The following is a 20,143-nucleotide window of genomic DNA, read 5'->3' on the forward strand; positions in this document are numbered from 1 at the left end:
GGACGGGGACCTCGCGTCATCACTCGCTGGAGAAGGCGGGTTGATCTCTGGTTCGCCATTTGGTGAAGCGAAGGTCTACCAGCGGGGGTCGAGGGTCGTCAACGGTCTGTCAAACCGCGTGTGGGCTGCGGGAATGCGGAAGGGCTCGCACCGCGTGAGCGATGCGAGCCCTCATTGGTCTACACCTCTTCGGCCGGGTCCCCGGCCTGCCGCTACCCCTGCTGAGGGGGCGCCGGCGGCTGCTGAGGGGGCGTCTGCCGCTGTCCGGCGGGCGGCACCGGGCCCCGGGGATCGGCCCCGCCTGCGGGGTCGCCCTGGCCGTCCGGCTGCTGCGGCTGACCCTGCTGCGGCACTGCGGCCCCGGGCGCACCGGGTCCCGCCTGCGGGGGCGGCGTCCCGGGCCACCCCTGCTGCGGTCCGCCCGGCGCGGGCTGCGGCGGGTAGGGGGCCTGGGGCGCGCCCGGCTGACCGGGTGCCGGATATCCCCCGTACGGCGGCTGTCCGCCGTAGGGCTGCTGTCCCGCGTACGGCTGCTGCGCCTGGTGCGGCTGCCCGGGGTGCTGCGGCTGGGGGGCCTGCGGCGGGTACGGCTGTCCGGGGGCCGGCTGCTGCGGGGCGTAGGGGAGCTGGGCGGGGGAGTGCTGGCCGGGGTGGCCCGGCTGCGGCTGGACCTGGCCGTGGGGCTGCTGGCCGTGGGGTTGCTGGCCGGGGTGGCCGGGGGCCTGCCCGCCGTACGGAGCCGGGCCCGGCTGCTGCTGCCCCGGGTGCCCCGGCTGCCCGGGCTGGTTCGGGTACGGCTGACCGGGGACGGGTCCGCCGGGCTGGTTCGGGTACGGCTGACCGGGGACGTGCCCGCCGGGGTGGCCGGGGGCTTGCTGGCCGGGCGTCGGGTAGCCCTGCTGTCCGGGCATCGGCGGGGCGAACTGCGGCGGCGGGTTCTGACCGTCCGCCGTCCACAGCCCCTGCTGCTGCTGGGCCCGCGCGAAGTCCTCGGCCACCAGTGCCGAGAGGTTGAAGTACGCCTCCCGGGTCTTGGGCCGCATCATGTCGAGATCGACCTCGGCGCCGGCCGCCAGGTGCTCGTCGAACGGCACCACGACGACTCCGCGGCAGCGCGTCTCGAAGTGCTGGACGATGTCGTCCACCTTGATCATCTTGCCGGTCTCGCGGACCCCCGAGATGACGGTGAGCGACCGCTGCACCAGATCGGCGTAGCCGTGCGCCGAGAGCCAGTCCAGGGTCGTCGAGGCGCTGGACGCGCCGTCGACCGAGGGCGTGGAGATGATGATCAGCTGGTCGGCGAGGTCCAGCACTCCGCGCATCGCGCTGTAGAGGAGCCCGGTGCCCGAGTCGGTGAGGATGATCGGGTACTGCTTGCCGAGCACGTCGATCGCGCGCCGGTAGTCCTCGTCGTTGAAGGTGGTGGAGACCGCCGGGTCCACGTCGTTGGCGATGATCTCCAGACCGGAGGGCGCCTGCGAGGTGAACCGGCGGATGTCCATGTACGAGTTGAGGTACGGGATCGCCTGGACCAGGTCGCGGATGGTCGCCCCGGTCTCGCGCCGCACCCGGCGGCCCAGCGTGCCGGCGTCCGGGTTGGCGTCGATGGCGAGGATCTTGTCCTGCCGCTCGGTGGCCAGCGTCGAACCCAGCGCGGTGGTCGTGGTCGTCTTGCCCACGCCTCCCTTGAGACTGATGACGGCGATCCGGTAGCAGGACAGCACCGGGGTGCGGATCAGCTCCAGCTTGCGCAGCCGCTCGGCCTCCTCCTTCTTCCCGCCCAGCTTGAACCGGGAGGCGGCGGAGGGGTTGCGGCTGCTCCGGGCCTTCTGCTTGCCGCGCACGAGCCGGTCGGAGGAGAGCTCGACGGCCGCCGTGTACCCGAGCGGGGCGCCGGGCACCGACCGCGCGCGCTGGTCGTGCGCGACGGGGGTGGGCCACGCGCCGCCCGCACGCGGGTCCGCGGGCTGCTGGGGCTGACCCTGCGGCTGGGCCTGCTGTCCGTACGGCTCCGGCTGCTGCGGGGCGACGGGGGCGGGGAGGTTCGGGGCACCGCCCTGCGGCGGGAGGGCCGCGTGCGGGGCGTCGGGCGCCTGACCGGGCAGGGGCTGCTGCGCGGGCACGGGCTGACCTTGATCGGGCCGGCCCGGGTGGCCATGGGCGGGCTGGCCCGGGTGGCCCTGGATGGGATGGCCCGGCTGGTCCTGGCCCGGCTGGGGGAAGCCGTAGCCGCCCTGCTGCGGGAAGCCGTAGCCCCCCGCGCCCTGGGGCGCCTGGGCCGGCAGCGGTGCGCCGGAGCCGGGCTGTCCCGGGAACGGCTGCTGGTGGTGCGGCGGCTGAGACCCGTGGGGCGCCTGAGGCGCCTGGGCCGCCTGCGGGAAGCCGTAGCCGCCGGGGGTCTGGTCGGCCGGGGCCGCGCCAGGCCACTGCGCCGCCGGCTGCGGGGCGGAGGGCGCCGGGGCGGCCGGCTGGAAGGCGGGCGGCAGCGGCGGAAGCGCGCCGCCCTGCGCGGGCGGCGACCACGGCACCGGTGCGGCGGCGGCCTGCGGGGCGTCCTGCGGAGCGTCCTGCGGAGCCGCGTCCTGGGGGCCCGCGTCCTGGGGGCCCGCGTCCTGGGGGCCCGCGTCCTGCGGCTCCGCGGCGGAAGCGGTGCCGGACGCGCCGTCGCGACCCGGGGCGTCGTCGTCGCCCGCGCCGGAGGCCGTACCGTCGCGCTCGGCGTCCGCCGGGCCCGCGTCCGTACGGGCATCAGTGCCCGCGTCCGTACGGGAGTCGTCCGCGGCGTCCGTGGCAGGCGAGGGGGACGGCTCGGGGGTCGCGTCCTCGGGGCCCGTACCGGAAGCGGTGGCACCGGTTTCCCGGTCGCCCCGGTCCCCGGCCCCGGACGAGTCCTCGGCGCCGGGACCGGCGACGGCGGCCGCCCCGGAACCGGCGGTCGTGTCCGGGCCCGTGGCCGGCCCGGAAGCGGAGTCCCCGGACGAACCCGCGGCGGGACCCTGGTCGGCGGAGTCCGCCGCCTCGCGCTCCGCGATCTCCCGCTTGAGCGCGGCGGGAGAGAACCGCATCGTCGCGCCGCTCTCCACATCGCCACCGCCGAACGCGCCGGTGTCCGCGCTTCCGGCGGCCGATGCCGGGGGAGACCCCGGAGCCGCCGGAGCTTCCGGGGTTCCCGGAGCCGAGGCCGCCGCAGGCCGGTCGGGCGTCGCGGAGGGCCCCGGCGTCACGGGGCCGGTGGGCGGCGCGGGCGACGGCGGTGCGGGCGCCCAGGCGGGGTCGAATCCGCCGGGCGTCGGCGGCAGTTCGGGCGAGGCCAGCGGCGCCCCGACCGGCGGCGGGGGCGCCAGATGCGAGCCCGCCCCACCGGACGAGTCCCCCGCCGCGTTCTGCGTGTACCAGGCCGGAGGGGTGTAGTCGATGGTGAACTCACCCGTCATCTCGGCGGGATCCGCGTCGGACGACTCGTCGACGGGCAGGTCCCATCCGCCGCGGATCTCGTCCCGATCGCCGTTCACTTTGCCTCCTGGTGTGGTCGAGCACCCTTGTGCCGTGGTGGGTGGGGGCGACCGTTCCGGATGTGCCGGTTCGCCCGGCTCTCCCCCTTGCGACGCGCAGCACCTGCACGCAGGTTTCCTCCGCCGCGTCCCACCCACCCTAATCGCCATCCGGCGAACTCAGGCAGGGCGTGGTGCACGGCCCGTCCCACCCCGCCGCCCACGGTCACACCCCGGTGAAGCGGGTACGACGGAACGGCGACGGCGAGACGGTCGATCCGGCCCGAACCCGCCCAGGACGACGGGGCGAAGCGGCGGGGCCGGGGCTACTTGAGGTCGAACTCCCCGTCGCGGGCGCCCAGAACGAACGCCGTCCACTCCGCCTCCGTGTACCGCAGCACGGTGTCCGGGTCCAGTGAGGAGCGCATCGCGACGGCCCCGCCCGGAAGATGGGCGATCTCCACCCGCTCCTCGTCCTTCTCGGTGCCCGGTGCGCTGAGCCACGTCACGCCGGAGATGTCGAGAGCGTAGAGCTCGTCCTTTTCCTGCTGGGTGCCCATGACGGCGTCCCTTCGATCGAACGGAATCTGTGCGGGGTCCATGTTCCCTGGCGGGAGGAGTGCGCGGGGCCGAACGGACGGGATTCAGTCCATCCGGCGAGCGGTGCCGAGCAGACCGGTCTCCGCGTCCGTCGGATTCGTCATCACCCAGTGGTGCTCGCTCCCCGCCACCCACAGCGTGACCCCGTCCGCCAGGGTGGGCAGCGCCTCGTACTCGGCGCGGGCCAGCCCGAGGATACGGCCGATCTGCTCGGCCTCGCCCGGGGACACCCGCTGGACGCCGACCAGCGCCGACGCCCGCATCAACCGCGGTGCGACGGGGCTCAGATAGGGGAGCAGCGTCAGTACGGACTGCCAGGGCGAGGACACCACCCGGCCGCGCGGCGGGCGCATGCCGCAGTCCCGGACGACGACCACGGGACTGCCCACGGTCGCCCCGGTAGGCGGCACACGGCCCACGTCGTACAGGGACACGCACTCCAGTCCGGCGCCCGCCGCCTGGGCGAGCGTCGTCCACGCCTGTACGCGGCCGGTCTCGACCGCGACCCGCGCCCCGGTGCCCGCCGCCCGCAGCGTCAGCACCTGGGCCGTCCACAGCCCCCCGATGAGCGTCACGTCGTACGGCACAGGACGGTGGAAACCGATCAACTGGGGTGTGTCGTTCGCATCGTTGCCGATGATCACCCCGTCGTCGCCGACCGGCAGGGACAGCGCGCCGAGGTGGTCGGCGGCCACCGTGTGGCCCGCGTGCCGGGGGCCGCGCAGCCCGCGTCGGAGCTCGGTCCGGATACTCACTCCGCACCTCCCAGCGGGAGCGTGGCCAGCACGCCCGGCAACTGCTCGCGGTCCAGCCGTACCAGCCCCACTTCGGCGTGCCGGGCGGCCTGCTCCAACGTCCTTCGTACGCCGACGAGTTCGGTGTCCGATCCGCCGGTGACCCGCACATGCCCGGCCACCCGCGTCGAACCCTGGCGCACCCCGCGGCGCACCGTGAGGCTGAACGTCGTCGCGTGCGCGGGCACCGAGGTCAGCAACGCCACCAACTGGGGCAGCGGAGTCGCGCCCCGGCCCAACTCGGGCCAGCGGTCGACCGCGTAGGTGGTGTGCCAGCGGTCGTCGCACCGCCAGACCCGGGAGGTTTCCGTCGTACGCCGCTGCGGTGCCGCGTCCGGCCGACCCGCCCGCCCCGACAGGATGGGGTTGGCGCACGCGGAGGTGGCCACGGCGGAGTTCAGCTCGTCCTGGTCGAGGACCACGGCGTGGAAGCCCGCGCCCGTGATCCGGCTCGCCACGTGGTCCGCCGCGCGCACCAGGCAGCGCTGCGCCCCTTCGAGCCCGCCGCCGCGCGCCTCGATCGCCTCGCGGCACAGCTCCGGGTCGAGCTTCACCGCCACCCACGTCATCCGCAGCGCCGGCGCACCCGTCCGATCCTGCAACGGCGCGTACGAGAGCCGCGCTACCGACTGCTGCGGAAGGTGCGGGGCCGGAGCGCACCGGACCTGCTGCACCAACTGCGCCGACTCCAGGGTGATGTCGTCCACCTGGAGGGCGTCGCCCAGCAGCGACAGCGGGAGCGACCGGGCCCCGAACGCGGGCCGCAGGGACTCGCCGCCTGCCTGCACCCGCACCACGGCGGTGAGGAACGTCCCGTCGCCGAGCATGCCCACCGTCCGGTGCGCCCGGTCCACGTAGACCCGCGGGCCGAACCCCGGCACGTTCTCCGCCACGGGGGCCAGCATCGGTTCCGTGTCCCCGGGCGGCGGGACGGCGGCGGCCCGGCGCCGGGCGCGGAGCCCGAGCGCGGTCGACGCCCAGTCCTGGAGCGCCCGGCCCCGACGGCGTACCACCGCGATCGCGACGAGCAGGCACAGCACCGCGAGCGAGGGGATCAGCCAGGCGCCGCCGAGCGCCGCGCCCACGGCGGCGACCGCGAGACCCGCCTCCACCATCACCAGCTGTCGCAGCACGGGACGTACCCGGTCGGACCGCGAGATCGACCGCAGGGTCGTCGCGGCGGGCGCGGTGCGCGCGTCGGGGGCGGCGGAGCCGGAGGGCCGCGCGGACGCCGGCGCGGGTGGCTCGTTGCTGCGTTGCCTCCGGGAAGAACCGGACGCTCGACGCCCGGTCCGCCCGCTGCGTTCACGCGTGGCCGCACCCATCACCCCGTTGCCCCCTCGTGTCCGTATTCACCGCTTTGTGCACGGGTGTTGATCGGGTCGTCACCCTACCTGAGCACCGGGCGCCGAACCCCAGCAGGCATAGTAGGGGCGCGGTACGGCAACGGGGGCCCGACGGTGCGTGTGGGGCCCTGTGCGCTCACTGGGGATGAAGGGGCAGCGGACGACATGGCATCACGGCGGGACGAGCTCAACGCCTATACCTTTGCGAAGCGGAGGTTGATCGCACAGTTCCTGCAACCCAACCCCACCGGATCCGAGGAAGGCGCGCTCCGGCCGCTGCGCGCGGTCGTGCCCGGAGCCGTCATCGCCGTCGTGGTCCTCGCCGTCTTCGGCGCCTGGGGCATGTTCAAGCCGGTCGCCCCGAAGAAGTGGGACACCCCCAAGGAACACGTCATCATCGCCAGCAAGTCCACGACCCGGTACGTGGTGTTGGAGACCGACGGCAAGAAGCAGCTGCACCCCGTACTGAACATGGCGTCCGCCAAGCTCCTGCTCGCCCCCGACAAGGGCACCGTCGTCAACGTCGGCGAGTCCGTCCTGGACAACGGCGAGATCCCGCACGGGGCGACGCTCGGCATCCCGTACGCCCCCGACCGGCTGCCCGACGCCCAGGAAGCGGGCGCGGCCAAGCGCTGGGCGGTCTGCGAACGGCCGGGCGAGGGCGGCAGGGCCATCCAGAAGGCCACCTTCGTCTTCGCCGAGCGCGAGAAGAAGAAGACCGAGGGGAAGAACGCCCTGCGCGGCGGCGAGCTGATGTACGTCGAGGGCCCGGACCGGGCCCGCTACATCGTGGACGGCGCCGGCAAGGCGTACCCCGTGGGCAAGGACGAACTGCTGCTGCGCACCCTGGTCGCCCAGAACCCCAAGCCCCAACGGGTCTCGGCCGCCTGGCTCGCCACGCTCCACACCGGCGACCCGATCACCTTCCCGACCGTCGACGGCGTCCCGGGCGCCCCGGCCGGCGCCCCCGGGACCCTGGGCGAGCGGACGAACCGGGTCGGCATGGTCCTCACCGCCACGGCGGGAACCAGGACGCAGAGCTATGTCGTCCTGCCCGGCAGGGTCGCCCCCGTCTCGGACTTCACCGCCAAACTCCTGCTCAGCAGCCGGCAGCTCGTCGACCTGAGGCAGGCGGGCAACGCCCAGGCCGTCAGCGCCGCCGAACTCGAACCGGGCGCGCCGTTCAACCAGGAACGCGACTGGCCGGTCAGCAGGCCCGAGCCCGTCAACTCCCCGGACGTCAAGAAGGGCAGCCGCAACACCGTGTGCAACGTACTGCGCGGCGTTGACGCCGACAGCGGCGCGACCACACTGAGCACCTGGGCGGGCACGAGCTTCCCGGCGACGCTCCCCACCGGCTCCAGCAGCGCCTACGTCACCCCCGGATCCGGCCAGTTCTTCCGTCAGTTCAAGGGCTCCACCACCAGCGCCGGCTTCCTCTTCCTCGTCACCGACACCGGCCTGCGCTACGCGATGCAGTCCAACAGCGACAGCGGCCAGGACCGCAGGTCGGGCATCGGTGAGTCCGGCGACAAGGAAGAGGGGGCGGAGCAGCAGGAGGAGGCGCAGCAGGCGCAGAACCGGCTCGGCTACAAGGACGTCGACCCCAGCCCCGTACCGGCGGCCTGGTCGGCCCTCCTGCCGACCGGCCCCCGGCTCTCCACCGGGTCCGCCAGCCAGCCGCAGGGCTCGTGAGCATGGCGGCGCACACGCGACGGGCCGAAGACGTCCGTGCCCACCGCCCCGCCGTCCGCCGCGTGTTGACGGTCTCGGCGGCCGCCGCCGTCCTCCTGGTCACCCTGCCGGCGCTGCCCGCAGCGGCGGAGGACACCACCCCGTGCACGTTCCCTTCGAAGAAGTACCCCGGCCGCCCCTGGTCGCTCCAGCGCGTCCTGCTGGACGAGCTGTGGAAGCAGTCCACCGGCAAGGGCGTACGCGTCGCGGTCATCGACACCGGGGTCGACGTGAGGAACGAGCAGCTCAAGCCGGCCGTGGACACCGAGGCGGGCCGCAACTTCCTGCCGAAGGGGCTCAAGACCCCCGACGGCGTGAAGATCGAGCGCGGCAAGGAGAACGGCACGACGGACACGGTGGGCCACGGCACCAAGGTCGCCGGCATCATCGCCGCACGCGAGGCGAAGGGCACCGGCTTCACCGGCATCGCCCCCGACGCGACGATCATCCCGATCCAGCAGAACGACGCCGAGGGCCACGGCGACACCGCCACCCTCGCCGACGCGATCACTTATGCCGTCGACAAGGCGGACGCCGACGTCATCAACATCTCCCAGGACACCGCCGACGCCGTGAAACCGTCCACGAAGCTGAAGCAGGCCGTGGACCGGGCACTGGCCCAGCAGGTCGTCGTCGTCGCCTCGGCCGGCAACGACGGGCTCGGCGGCAGCGTCAAGGAGACCTACCCGGCCTCCTTCGACGGCGTACTGGCCGTCGCCTCATCGGACCGCAACAACGAACGCGCGCCCTTCTCCCAGTCCGGGGACTTCGTCGGCATCGCCGCCCCCGGAGTGGACATGGTCTCCACGGTCCCCGGCGGCGGACACTGCGCCGACAACGGCACCAGCTTCTCCGCCCCGTACGTCGCCGGGGTCGCCGCCCTCATCCGGGCGAAGCACCGCGACTGGACCCAGGCCCAGATCGTCGCGCAGATCCAGCAGACGGCGGAACGCTCCGTCGCCGGCCACGACAACGCGGTCGGCTGGGGCGTCGTCGACCCGGTCCGCGCCCTCACCGAGGACGACCGGCCGATCGACCGTCCGGTGGCGAGCGAGGGAATGAGCAAGGGCAAAGCCCCCACCCCCGCCGAACTCCCCCTGGGCGAAACGGCGGACGAACGCAACGCCCGCCTCGCGACCTACGTCGTGGTCGGCGGCGGCGTCCTGGTGGCGGCGATCGCGGGTACGGCTGTGGCGGTAAGGGACAGGCGGCGACGTATGGGCCGTACGGCGGCCGGGACGTGACGGACGAACAGGGGAGAAGCCGTCATGAGACAAGTCACGTGGCTGACAAGTCGATTGGCGCTGTCGTACCCGGTGACTAGAGTTGACGGCGTGCGACTGGACCGATCCGTGTCGATGCGATAGCAATGCGGCTCGGTCCGGGCGAACGGGGATGTGGAACGGGGAGGACAGAGACATGTCCGAAGGTGCGGGGGACCTGAGGCGCGGCGTGGGCGCGCTGGAAACCTTCAAGAAGCGGGTGGACGACCTGCTGGTCGACTTCGAGGGCTCGGCGGCCGGCCGGAGCAAGGTCGCCGACCAGAAGATCTCGCGGGCCTCGCTCAGCGGCCAGAACACCTGCTTCGCGGAGGCGGACGGCCTCTACACGCAGTACGACCGGGTCCACTCCTCCCTCATCAAGCTCTCCAGGTCCCTCGGCGACCAGATCGAGTACCTGAGCCTCGGGGTGCACGCGGCGGCGGTCGGCTTCGACAACGTCGAGGACGACATCCGGCGGCGTTTCCACGAGATCCAGACGCGGCTGTACGAGGACGGTCTCGACCCGGGTACCGACACCGGTCCGGTCAACCAGGTCAAGCAGGTCAAGGGCGGGTGGGCAGCCGAATGAGCGACGAGAAGCGGGAGAACCTGACGCCCGCGGAGCAGCGGACGCTCGACCGGGCGCAGGTCACCATCCAGATCGCGCAGACGGACATCTCCGAGGCTGTCCGCAAGGGGGTGCCTTTCGGGGGCCCGCCCCCCGGCCGTACCTCTTTCGAGGGATCCGAGCTCAACTCCCTGATCGATCTGGTGGAGAACACCAGGCCGGAAGACCTGGAGAGCGCGGGCAAGTCGCTCTGGGCGGCCAGGGACGCCATCTCCAAGGCCGCGGAGGAGTTGGACACGTACCTCAAAGGGGTCACGTGGCAGGGCGAGGCCGGCGCGGCCTTCCGCGCCTTCGGCAAGGGCCTGGTGGCCCACGCACGGGAGCTGGGTGAGTTCGCGGAGGTCGCGGGTACGCAGATCACGGTCGCGGGTACCGGTCTGGCTTCCGTACGCAGCGCCATGCCGCCCCGCGACGACCGACAGGTCCGCAAGAGCCCGGACGACGTCGAGCTCACGGCCCGCACCGCGGACAACCCGGAGTACCAGGCCGCGCTCAAGGTGGAGAAGAACCGCCAGGAAGCCATCAACCAGATCAACCGGCTGGCTTCGTACTACGCGGTCTCGGGGAAGCGCCTGGAGAAGCAGGAGCCGCCGCGATTCGAGGAACTGCTGCCCATCGACATGCCGCCGCCGGTGGGCGGGGTCGGGCTGCCGACAGTTCCCGGGGGCTCGTCCCGCGAGGACGTCCTCGCGGGCTCCGCGGCAGCTCAGAGCTCTGCGGCGCGCTCCCTCGGGGAAGCGCCGGAAGAACCGGGTGCGTTCGGCGGCCGATCCGGTGTGGACCCCCTGGGGCCCTCGCCTGTGCTGGACAAGGCCCCCGCCACGGAGATCAACAGCACCGCACCCCATCCGGCTCCGCCGACGAACACCGCTACACCGCCGCTCCCCACCCCCGCGCCGACGACAGGGCAGGCCGGTGGGCCGCCGTCGCCGCTGCCGCCCGGCCTGATCACCCCTCTGCGGGGCGGTACCCAGCGTTGGACGGGGCCCACGGGCACGTCCCGCACGGTCGGCCCGACCGGCCCGGGCAAGGCCCAACCGACCGGGGCGGGCCCCGTCGCACGAGGGCAGGGCGGCCCTCCGGTCGGTCGTCCCGGACCGTTGGGCGGCGGCGGGGCCTCCTTCCCCGGCCGTTCGCCGGGCAGCCCCCAGCCGACATCCGCGGGCCAGTCCGGTGTGACGGGCGGGCGGCCCACGGTCGGTCAGGGCGGCACGCCGGCGGTCGGCGGGCCCCGTGCCGCAGGAAGGAGCGGCATTGTCGGCGGCGCTCCGCAGCGACCGTCGCAGAACACAGCCCCTTCCACAGGCTCCGCTCAACGCGGAGTGATCGGCGGCCGGGGTGGTGCCGTCGGCTCTCGCGTCGGCGGGCGGACCACTCCCGCTCCGGGCGCGAACGGAGTCGTGGGCGCCGCCCCCAAGGCTTCGGGAGGCAAGGGCTTCACAGCGGGAGGCGAGGGGCTCGTGAGAGGACCCGCCGGACGCGGGAACAAGGGGCGCGGGGTGGAGAGCAACCGACCGGCCCGCCCCGATTACCTGACGGAGGACGAAGAGACGTGGAACACCGGACGGCGCGGATTCGTGCCGCCGGTGGTCGAGTAGCAGCCCCAGGGAAGGTTCGGAAGCCGGGATGACAGCAGGAATGGGCCGACCGCAAAGGCACGTGCGGATGCTCGCTGCGCTGACCGCGGCTGCTTCGTGGAGTGTGGTCCTCGTCGGCGTCGCGCAGCCCGCCGCAGCCGACACGCAGGCGAAGCAGTGGCACCTCGGCGCGATGCAGACCGAGGACATGTGGAAGGTCACGACCGGTGAGGGCATCAAGGTCGCTGTCATCGACTCAGGGGTGAACTCGTCCACGCCGTCCCTGCGCGGACAGGTTCTCAAGGGCGTCGACGCCACCGGGGCGCCGGGCGACGAGACCGACGACTACGACGGCCACGGTACGACGATGGCCGAGCTGATCGCCGGGACAGGCCAGGGGGGTGGGTTGAAGGGGCTCGCCCCGGGGGCCAGGATCATCCCTCTGCGCGTCGGTCTGGGCGAGTTCCAGGAGAAGTACACCAAGGCGAACGACGACATCGCGCACGCCATCCGGGCCGCGGCCGACAGCGACGCACGGATCATCAACATGTCCTTCGGAGGCTACGGAGTCTCGCCTCTGCAGCACGAGGCGATCAAGTACGCCGAAGGCAAGGGGAAACTGCTCTTCGCAGGCGTCGGGAACGAAGGACATCAGCAGAACGAGCGGGGATACCCGGCCGCCTACCCCGAGGTGATCGGGGTCGCCTCGGCGGACCGTGACGGCAAGGTCTCCTACTACTCCCAGCACGCGGGGACGGTGGACGTCGCCTCGCCGGGGAGCGACGTCCCACGATGGTGTGACGACTCCTTCCGACGCTATTGCGACGGCGACGGCGGCACCAGCGCGGCCACCGCCATCGCCTCCGGCTCCGCGGCCCTCATCTGGTCCCTCCACCCCGACTGGACAGCCAACCAGGTCCTCAACGTCCTCTTCGACACGGCCGCTCGCGACTGGAAGGACGGCACACGGAGCGAGTACCTCGGGCACGGGCTGATCCGCCCCTCCATGAGCGTTCTTCGGGGCAAGGGTGATCCGGGCGAACCGGACGTCAGCCCGCTGACCAGGAAGAGGACGTTCGCTTCCGCCGAGCAGACCGCTCCCTCGGCCACCGCCTCGCCGCAGCCCGCCAAAAACGGCGCGGAGGGCGAGCGACCCGCGGCGGCGAAGGACCCCCGGCCCTCCGACGGCGGACGATCGGGCCTCGCCCTCGGAGTCGCCGCGGCCGCGGCGGTGCTCGGAGGAATCGCCTACACCGTGGTCCGCAGGCGCAGAGCCGCTTGACCGCACGTTCCGTCCGCGAGGTCCGGCAATCCGTGCCGGACCCGCGGTGACAACCGAAAGGGAAAGACCACCATGGCAGTGGACCAGAAGGTATCGGATGCCGCGCTCCTGGGCGTGGAGAACGCCCTCACCGTCAAGTTCGACTCGGTGAAGGACAAGCTCAAGCGTCTCCAGGCGACGATCGACAGCCTTGAGGGCAACTGGCAGGGCATCGGCGCCAACCACTTCAACAAGAAGCAGACCGAGATCAACAACCGGATGGTCAGCCTGGGCCATCAGCTCCTCAGCTTCCAGGAGTCCATCAAGGCGGCCCGCACCATCTCGGGCGACAACGAGGAGGCGATCAAGGCGGCCCTTCAGGGTGTGGACGTCGTACCCGGCTACACGCCGCCGAAGTCCAGCCTGAACGACTTCTGACCCTCGCCCCACACCCCGCACACCGGAATCGACGGAGGACCCCATGGCACACAACGACGGTACGACGGTCGTCACGTATTCGAGCCTCGATCTCGCGTCCCTCGAAATCAAGAAGCAGGCCGCCGATCTCGATCGGGACCTCCACGAGATCAGCAGCATGATCGCCCAGGTCTCGGACATCTGGGAGGGCGAGGCCAAGCGGGCGTACGTCGACGCCCAGCGCAAGTGGAACGCGAACGCCGACGCGATCAAGGCGAACCTGGAGGAGATCTCCAAGAAGGTCGCCGAGGCCGCGCCCATCTACCGCAGCGGTGACAAGCGCGCGGCCGCGAACTTCTGACCGAGTCCGGCAGGAGCGGCGCCGAAGCCGCAGCACAGCACGGCACAACACGGTGGGGTGGACATGCGCGGGAGGTGTCCACCCCGCCGTGCGCGGACCCGCACGCGTGGCGCAGACCCTTCCCGTACCGGCGCTACTGCTCCATCAACCCCGTCTGCACGAGCGGGTTCCCCCGGCGGCGGGTGACGAAGACGCCGCGGCCCGCGGGCATCGGGCGGGGGCGTACGTTGCCGAGGAGGTCCCCCTCGTTCGGGTCGCCCGACAGCAGCACGCCCTGGGCGCCCAGCTCGATCATGCGCTGGAGGAAGGAGTCGTACAGCGCGCGGCTCGCCCCCGCCGTGCTGCGGGCGATGATGAAGCGGACGCCCACGTCGCGGGCGAACGGCAGCATCTCCGTGATCGCCGACAGAGGGTTGCCGCTCGACGTGGCGACCAGGTCGAAGTCGTCGATGACGACGTACACCTCGGGACCCTGCCACCAGCTCTGCTCGCGCAACTCCCGGGCCGTGACGTCGGCGGCCGGTGTGCGGCGCTTCATCAGGTCGTACAGCGCCGTCATGTGATGGTCCATGTTGTTGGACATCGGGATGTACTCCGCCAGGTGCGAAGCCGGGGTCACATCCAGCAGCGAACGCCGGTTGTCGATGACGAACAGCTTGCACCTGCTGCCGTCGTACCGCTCCGTGAGCTGCTTGACGAGCAGCCGCAGCAGGTTGGACTTCCCGGACTCGCCCTCGCCGAACACCAGGAAGAACGGGTCCTGTTCGAAGTTCAGGAACACCGGCTCCAGGTTGTTCTCGTCGATGGCGAAGGCGACACCGCGCTCCGGGACCGCGTGGCCCGCCGGCAGTTCGGCCGCCGGAAGCGCGCGGGGCAGCAGCCGCACCTCGGGAGCGGGCGCGGCCGTCCAGTGGCGGGCGACCTCCTGGTTCATCGCCGCGGTCGCCTCCGACAGGTCGCTGTCGGAGTTGATGCCGTCGATCCTCGGCACCGCCGCCATGAAGTGCAGCTTCTCCGGGGTGATCCCGCGCCCCGGCACCCCGGCCGGCACGTTGACGGCCACCTTGCGGTCCAGCTCCGAGTCCATGACGTCACCGAGCCGCAGCTCCAGCCGGTTCATCAGGTGGTCCTTCAGACTGGACCGGACCTCCATGGAGCGCGACGCCGTGACGATCAGGTGGATGCCGTACCCCAGCCCGCGGGCCGCGATGTCCGTCGCCGCCGCCTCCAGGGCCTCGTAATCCGTACGGAAGCTGCCCCAGCCGTCGATGACCAGGAACACATCGCCCCACGGCTGGTCCGCCACCGAGATCTCACCGCGCGCCCGCATCCTGCGGAACGTGGCGATGGAGTCGATCCCGGCGCTGCGGAAGTACTCCTCGCGCCGCGCCATGATGCCGTACACCTCGGCGACCGTACGGCGCACCCGCTCGGGATCGAGGCGGGACGCGACCCCGCCCACGTGCGGCAGGCCCGCGATCGAGGACATGCCGCCGCCACCGAAGTCGAGCCCGTAGAACTGGACCTCCTGCGGGGTGTGCGTGAGCGCGAAGCCGGCGATGAGCGTCCGCAGCAGCGTCGACTTGCCCGACTGCGGGCCACCCGTGATCTGCATGTGGCCGGCGGCGCCGGAGAAGTCCCGGTACAGGGTGTCGCGCCGCTGCTCGAACGGCTTGTCGACGACGCCCAGCGGCACGACCAGCCGCCCCGAGCCCTCGAAACCGGGCTGCGTCAGCCCCCGGCCCGGCACCGGGGAGAGCCCCGGCAGCAACTCGTCCAGCGACGGCGGGTTGTCCAGCGGCGGCAGCCACACCTGGTGCGCCGACGCCCCGCGCCCCTCCAGCCGCCGCACGATCACGTCGAGCACCGTGTCCGCCAGCGCGTCGTCGTCCGCCGAACGCTGCTCCGGCACGCCCCCGGCAGGCGTGGCCGGCCGGGCGTACCGGACGGGCACCGGGGCCGCCGTGAACGGAACCGGCCGACGGTCCACCGGAAGCGGGGCGCCCGGCGCGGCGGCCCGCTGACCACCGGAGCGGTACACCCCGGAGACGTACGCCGCCTTGAACCGGACCATCTCCTCCGTGCCGAACTTCAACAGCCCCGAACCGGGCACGTTCGGCAGGTGGTACGCGTCGGGCACACCGATCGCGGCCCGCGACTCGGCCGCCGAGAAGGTCCGCAGACCCACCCGGTACGACAGATACGTCTCCAGACCCCGCAGCCGCCCCTCCTCCAGCCGCTGCGACGCCAGCAGCAGGTGCACGCCCAGCGAACGGCCGATACGGCCGATCTGCACGAACATGTCGATGAAGTCGGGTTTGGCGGTGAGGAGTTCGCTGAACTCGTCGATGACCAGGACGAGTGAGGGGATCGGCTGCAACGGCGCACCCGCCGCACGCGCCTTCTCGTAGTCGTGGATGTTGGCGTAGTTGCCCGCGTCGCGCAGCATCTCCTGACGCCGGTTGAGCTCACCGCTGATGGAGTCGCCCATGCGGTCGACCAGCGTCAGATCGTCGGCCAGGTTGGTGATCACCGCCGCCACGTGCGGCATCCGCGCCATGCCGGCGAAGGTCGCACCGCCCTTGAAGTCGGCGAGGACGAAGTTCAGCGTCTCGGAGGTGTGGGTGACGGCGAGGCCGAGCACCAGCGTGCGCAGCAGCTCGGACTTGCCGGAACCGGTCGCGCCGACGCACAGACCGTGCGGGCCCATGCCCTCCTGGGCCGCCTCCTTGAGGTCCAGCATCACGGGCGAACCGTCCTCGCCCACCCCGATCGGCACCCGCAGCCGCTCCGCCTGGGACCGCGGCCGCCAGGTACGGCCCACATCGACCGACGCGGCATCGCCCAGGTTCAGCAGATCGGTGAACTCCAGGTTGGCCAGCAGGGGTTCGTCGTCGTCCCCGCCCGTCGCCATGTGCAGCGGGGCCAGTTGGCGGGCCAGCGCCTCGGCGGCCTCGTAACTCAGCAGGTCCGGCACCCCGTCGTAGACGAGCCCCTGGCCCGACTCCAACTGGAGCGACGTCGGCCGCACCACGACGGACAGGCTCCCGCGGGCACCGGTCACCTCGCCCGGCACGATCTCGATGACCGTCACGCCCTGCAGGCCCTCCGCCGCCGCGAGCACCGACATCGGCGGCACCGACTCACCGTCCAGGACCACGACGACGTGCGGCTGCTCCACCAGCGGCTGGCCGCCGGGCTGGAAGCGGGGCCTGCCCTCCAGCCGCCCGGCCAGCAGATCCTCCAGCACCGGGAGGCTGGTGGTGATCAGGCGCCTGCTGCCCGCCCCGTCCGCCGGGCCCGGAGCCTGCGCGTGCGGGAGCCACTTCACCCACTCCCACCGCGACGCCTCCCCGGCGCCCGTAGCGACCGCGATCACCAGGTCGTCGGGGGAGTGCAGGGCGGCGAGACCGCCCACCACGGCCCGCGCCGCCGACCGGGCCGACTCCGCGTCACCGCTGACCGTCAGGTGGTAGAACGCCCGCAGCGAGACGGCCATGGGCAGCCCGTCCAGCGTGGAGTGCGTCGCCAGGAACTGCTGCATCGCACCGGCGGTCAGCGGCTCCAACTCGTCCACCGGCGCCGTCTCGGGCGCGACGAGCGGCGTCGCCAGCTCCTGGCTGCCGAGCCCGATCCGCACCTGCGCGAAGTCCGCGTCCCCCGTACGCCGCTCCCACACCCGGCTGCCCTCGGCGACGAGCGCCCACAACTGCTCGGGGGAGGGGTGGAGGTAGAACTGCGCGTCGCGCTGCTTGCGGGCCGTCTTCAGCACCGTACGCCGGGTCTGCGTCAGGTACTTGAGGTAGTCGCGGCGCAGGTCCGCCAGCTCCCCCTGGGCGCCCCGCCGGTACCGCACGAGCATCGCGACGGCCATGGCGACCGTCGAGGCGATCATGATCATGCCCATGATGCGCATGACCGGATTCGGCGTCATGAAGAAGAAGACGACGGAACCGCCCATGCCCAGCATCGGCAGGAGCTGCATCAGCGCCCCCTCCTGCTGGCCTCGGGGGAGTTCCGGCGGAGGTTGCAACTGCACCTGCTCCACCGGAACTTCGGAGGGCAGGGCCCGCGGTGGGCGCTTGACGACGATCTGGCTCACGGCTCACCAATTCCCTTGCCGGACGGAAGTGTTCCTATCGGCGCCCCCGTGGCGACGGGCTCCATCCGCGGGAGGGATCCTACTGGCGTGACGGCGACCCGATGGCGATAGGGTGTCGCGACGCACGTACGCATCCGCTAACTGTCCCGCGAAGGCGGTCATTCGGGACGTGCGGTGCGATCGGCGCTCCCGGCGCGTGTTCCGGACGGAAGCGGACGCGTCCGGACGGGAGCGTCCGCACGCACCGCCCGGGGCCGGGGCGCCACGCCCGCGACACGCACGCCAGCGGTACGCGACGGGCACGAGCACACGCGACGAGTACGAGCACACGCCACGAGCGCGCGACGCGCGGCGGGCGCGGAACCAGCCGCACCGGCGGCGAGCGCGGAACGAGCCAGGGGGAGCACCAGGTGACCACGACGGCCCAAGCGGCAGCGACCGGACCCGGACGGCAGAGCCACGGGACCCCGTCCGGCAGCGCCACCGGATTCTGCCGGGTCACGGTCGTCGCACCCGACGGCCGCGTCGATGTGGCCCTGCCCGAGGACATCCCCGTCGCGGACCTGTACCCCGAGATCCTCCGGCTCTCCGGCCAGAGCCCCGCACCCGGCGCACCCGTCGGCTACCACCTCGTACGCCGCGACGGCACCGTCCTGGACAGCGCGCGCACCCTCGCGGGGCAGCGCATCCTCGACGGCGAGCTGCTGTCGATGCGCCCCTTCTCCGCATCGTTGCCGCCCGCGGTCTTCGACGACGTCTCGGACGCCGTCGCCATCGCCGTCGCCAAGGACCGCACGCTCTGGGGCGACGCCCTCATGCGCGGCGCCGGCCTCTTCGGCGGCTCCGTCCTGCTGGCCCTGCTCGGCTTCGTGCTCTGGACGGCCGACCCGCGCCACGACATGCACGGCCTGCCCGGCATCCTGGCCGCCGTCGTCGCCCTCCTCCTGCTCGCCTTCGCGTGCGTACGGGCCCGCGTCTACGAGGACCGGGCCTCGTCCATCGCGCTCGGCACCGGCGCCCTGGTCAACGCGGCGGTGGCCGGCTCCGGACTGCTGCCCCTGAGCGCCGGGCAGGGCGTCGGACGGCTGCAGTTCCTGCTCGCTTGCGCCGCCGTCCTCGTGGTGGCGGTCATCCTCATGATCGTCGCGCCCGGCGGGGACGGGCCGTTCGTCGCCTTCGTCTTCGCGAGCGCCGTCGGCCTCCTGGTCACCTTCGTCGCCATCCTGAGCGCCCTGGAACCGATCGAGGCCGCCGCCGTCTGCTCCCCGCTCGCCGTGGGGGCCGTCGCCTTCCTCCCGGGACTCTCCACCCGCTTCGCCCGGCTGCCCATCGGCTTCGAACCGCCCCGCACCACCGTCGGCGACTACGGGACCTCCGAGCCCGCCCCCTCCGGCCCGGTCGACGCCGCCCGCCTCGCCGCGCAGGCCCGGCGCGGACACGAACTGCTCCTCGGCCTGGTCGGCGGCTGCGCCCTGGTCGCCGTGGCGGCCTCCGCCGTCCTGGGCTTCTCCGACGACGTCTGGGGCCAGCTCCTCGCCCTGGCCACCGGCGTCGCCATGCTGATGCGCGCCCACCTCTTCCGCTACACCGCCCAGGTCGGCTGCGCGCTCGCCGCCGGCCTCGCCTCGCTGGTCCTCCTCGGCCTCGGGCTCTCCCTCAACCCGCCGGTCGCCATGGTCCGCGACGCCCTGCGCGGCGACGGGACCGCCCTCGACATCCGTACGGTGTGGCTCGCCGCGGCCGTCGCGGGCACGGCGATCCTCATCACCGCCATCGGCCTGATCGTGCCGCGCAAGGGGGTGACCCCGTTCTGGGGCCGCTTCCTGGAGATCGCCGAGACGGTCGTCCTGCTGACCCTGCTCCCGCTCTGCCTCGCCGTCTTCGACGTCTACCGCTCCATCCGCGCCCTCACCAGCTGACCGGAGAGGGCGGCCCGGGCCCCCGCCGCGCGACGACCGGCGGGGCATGACCCGAATGGCTGGTAACCTGTCCAGTGGCCGTTTGTGTACGCGCCTCCGGATCATCCTGGGGGCTGCGCTCATCGGACCTTCGCCTCCGAGTCACGGAAGCTCCCCTGAGACCAAGACCAGGGGCACTCGTGGGCGCTTCGAACATCAAGAGGAGTACGCGTGCCGCTCGACGCCGCTACGAAGAAGCAGATCATGGCCGAGTTCGCCCAGAAGGAGGGTGACACCGGATCCCCCGAGGTCCAGGTCGCCATGCTCTCCCGCCGGATCTCGGACCTGACGGAGCACCTCAAGACGCACAAGCACGACCACCACTCCCGTCGTGGTCTGCTGATCCTGGTCGGCCAGCGTCGCCGCCTCCTGCAGTACCTGGCCAAGAAGGACATCCAGCGCTTCCGTGCGCTCGTCGACCGCCTCGGCATCCGCCGCGGTGCGGCCGGCGGCGCCAAGTAAGCACGCTGTGGAAAGGGAGCGGTTCCCGCGTCTGAGGGGACCGCTCCCTTTGCCGTACGTGCGAGACCGGTGCCGACCTCAGTAACCTGGGGACAGCGGCACCCGCACGACCCGCGCGGCGAACACGCGCGGCAGCACGAACGAGGGAGA

General features: G+C 72.6%; 14 protein-coding genes. 9 read left to right on the forward strand and 5 right to left on the reverse strand.

Annotation, left to right across the window (positions count from 1 at the left end):
• Positions 1-212: 212 nt before the first annotated feature.
• From IF19_RS0132065 to eccE, 4 genes are all read right to left on the reverse strand, one after another.
• A complete protein-coding gene (locus IF19_RS0132065; RefSeq protein WP_030290239.1) occupies positions 213-3,512 on the reverse strand; it encodes an SCO5717 family growth-regulating ATPase in 3,300 nt (1,099 codons plus the stop codon).
• Positions 3,513-3,817: 305 nt separating this feature from the next.
• Positions 3,818-4,051 (reverse strand): DUF397 domain-containing protein, encoded by a 234-nt coding sequence (locus IF19_RS0132070; protein WP_030116527.1) that lies wholly within the window; start codon positions 4,049-4,051, stop codon positions 3,818-3,820.
• Positions 4,052-4,135: 84 nt separating this feature from the next.
• Positions 4,136-4,846 (reverse strand): hypothetical protein, encoded by a 711-nt coding sequence (locus tag IF19_RS0132075; protein WP_030116528.1) that lies wholly within the window; start codon positions 4,844-4,846, stop codon positions 4,136-4,138.
• Positions 4,843-6,210, reverse strand: a complete 1,368-nt coding sequence (gene eccE, locus IF19_RS0132080; RefSeq protein WP_030116529.1) for a type VII secretion protein EccE — start codon at positions 6,208-6,210, stop codon at positions 4,843-4,845. Before eccE ends, IF19_RS0132075 begins: the two co-directional genes overlap by 4 nt.
• A gap of 186 nt (positions 6,211-6,396) precedes the next feature.
• Between eccE and eccB the strand changes: the two genes are divergently transcribed.
• From eccB to IF19_RS0132115, 7 genes are all read left to right on the forward strand, one after another.
• A complete protein-coding gene (gene eccB, locus IF19_RS0132085) occupies positions 6,397-7,926 on the forward strand; it encodes a type VII secretion protein EccB (RefSeq protein WP_030116530.1) in 1,530 nt (509 codons plus the stop codon).
• Positions 7,927-7,928: 2 nt separating this feature from the next.
• On the forward strand, positions 7,929-9,209 hold the full coding sequence (gene mycP / locus IF19_RS0132090; RefSeq protein ID WP_050494056.1) for a type VII secretion-associated serine protease mycosin: 1,281 nt from the start codon (positions 7,929-7,931) through the stop codon (positions 9,207-9,209).
• 151 nt (positions 9,210-9,360) lie between these two features.
• Positions 9,361-9,816, forward strand: coding sequence for a hypothetical protein (locus tag IF19_RS0132095; RefSeq protein WP_030116532.1), 456 nt, complete (start codon positions 9,361-9,363; stop codon positions 9,814-9,816).
• The gene (locus IF19_RS0132100) at positions 9,813-11,453 is read left to right on the forward strand and encodes a hypothetical protein (RefSeq protein ID WP_030116533.1); all 1,641 of its coding nucleotides are present in this window, start codon (positions 9,813-9,815) and stop codon (positions 11,451-11,453) included. Before IF19_RS0132095 ends, IF19_RS0132100 begins: the two co-directional genes overlap by 4 nt.
• A gap of 67 nt (positions 11,454-11,520) precedes the next feature.
• Positions 11,521-12,714, forward strand: a complete 1,194-nt coding sequence (locus IF19_RS0132105) for a S8 family serine peptidase (RefSeq protein ID WP_401417424.1) — start codon at positions 11,521-11,523, stop codon at positions 12,712-12,714.
• A gap of 72 nt (positions 12,715-12,786) precedes the next feature.
• A complete protein-coding gene (locus IF19_RS0132110; RefSeq protein WP_030116535.1) occupies positions 12,787-13,131 on the forward strand; it encodes a WXG100 family type VII secretion target in 345 nt (114 codons plus the stop codon).
• Positions 13,132-13,174: 43 nt separating this feature from the next.
• Entirely contained in the window at positions 13,175-13,471 is a 297-nt protein-coding gene (locus IF19_RS0132115; RefSeq protein WP_030116536.1) for a WXG100 family type VII secretion target, read from the forward strand.
• 133 nt (positions 13,472-13,604) lie between these two features.
• Here the strand turns inward: IF19_RS0132115 and eccCa are convergent, their stop codons facing one another.
• Positions 13,605-17,573, reverse strand: coding sequence for a type VII secretion protein EccCa (gene eccCa / locus IF19_RS0132120; RefSeq protein WP_030277899.1), 3,969 nt, complete (start codon positions 17,571-17,573; stop codon positions 13,605-13,607).
• 410 nt (positions 17,574-17,983) lie between these two features.
• Between eccCa and eccD the strand changes: the two genes are divergently transcribed.
• Both eccD and rpsO read left to right on the forward strand, forming a co-directional pair.
• Positions 17,984-19,492: a type VII secretion integral membrane protein EccD gene (eccD, locus tag IF19_RS0132125; RefSeq protein WP_030116540.1), complete on the forward strand. Its 1,509-nt coding sequence runs from the start codon at positions 17,984-17,986 to the stop codon at positions 19,490-19,492.
• A 210-nt stretch (positions 19,493-19,702) separates the two neighbouring features.
• On the forward strand, positions 19,703-19,993 hold the full coding sequence (gene rpsO, locus IF19_RS0132130) for a 30S ribosomal protein S15 (protein ID WP_014048684.1): 291 nt from the start codon (positions 19,703-19,705) through the stop codon (positions 19,991-19,993).
• The last annotated feature ends 150 nt before the right edge of the window (positions 19,994-20,143 follow it).

It is taken from the genome of Streptomyces californicus (genome assembly GCF_000717645.1).
GTDB classification, from domain to species: domain Bacteria; phylum Actinomycetota; class Actinomycetes; order Streptomycetales; family Streptomycetaceae; genus Streptomyces; species Streptomyces californicus.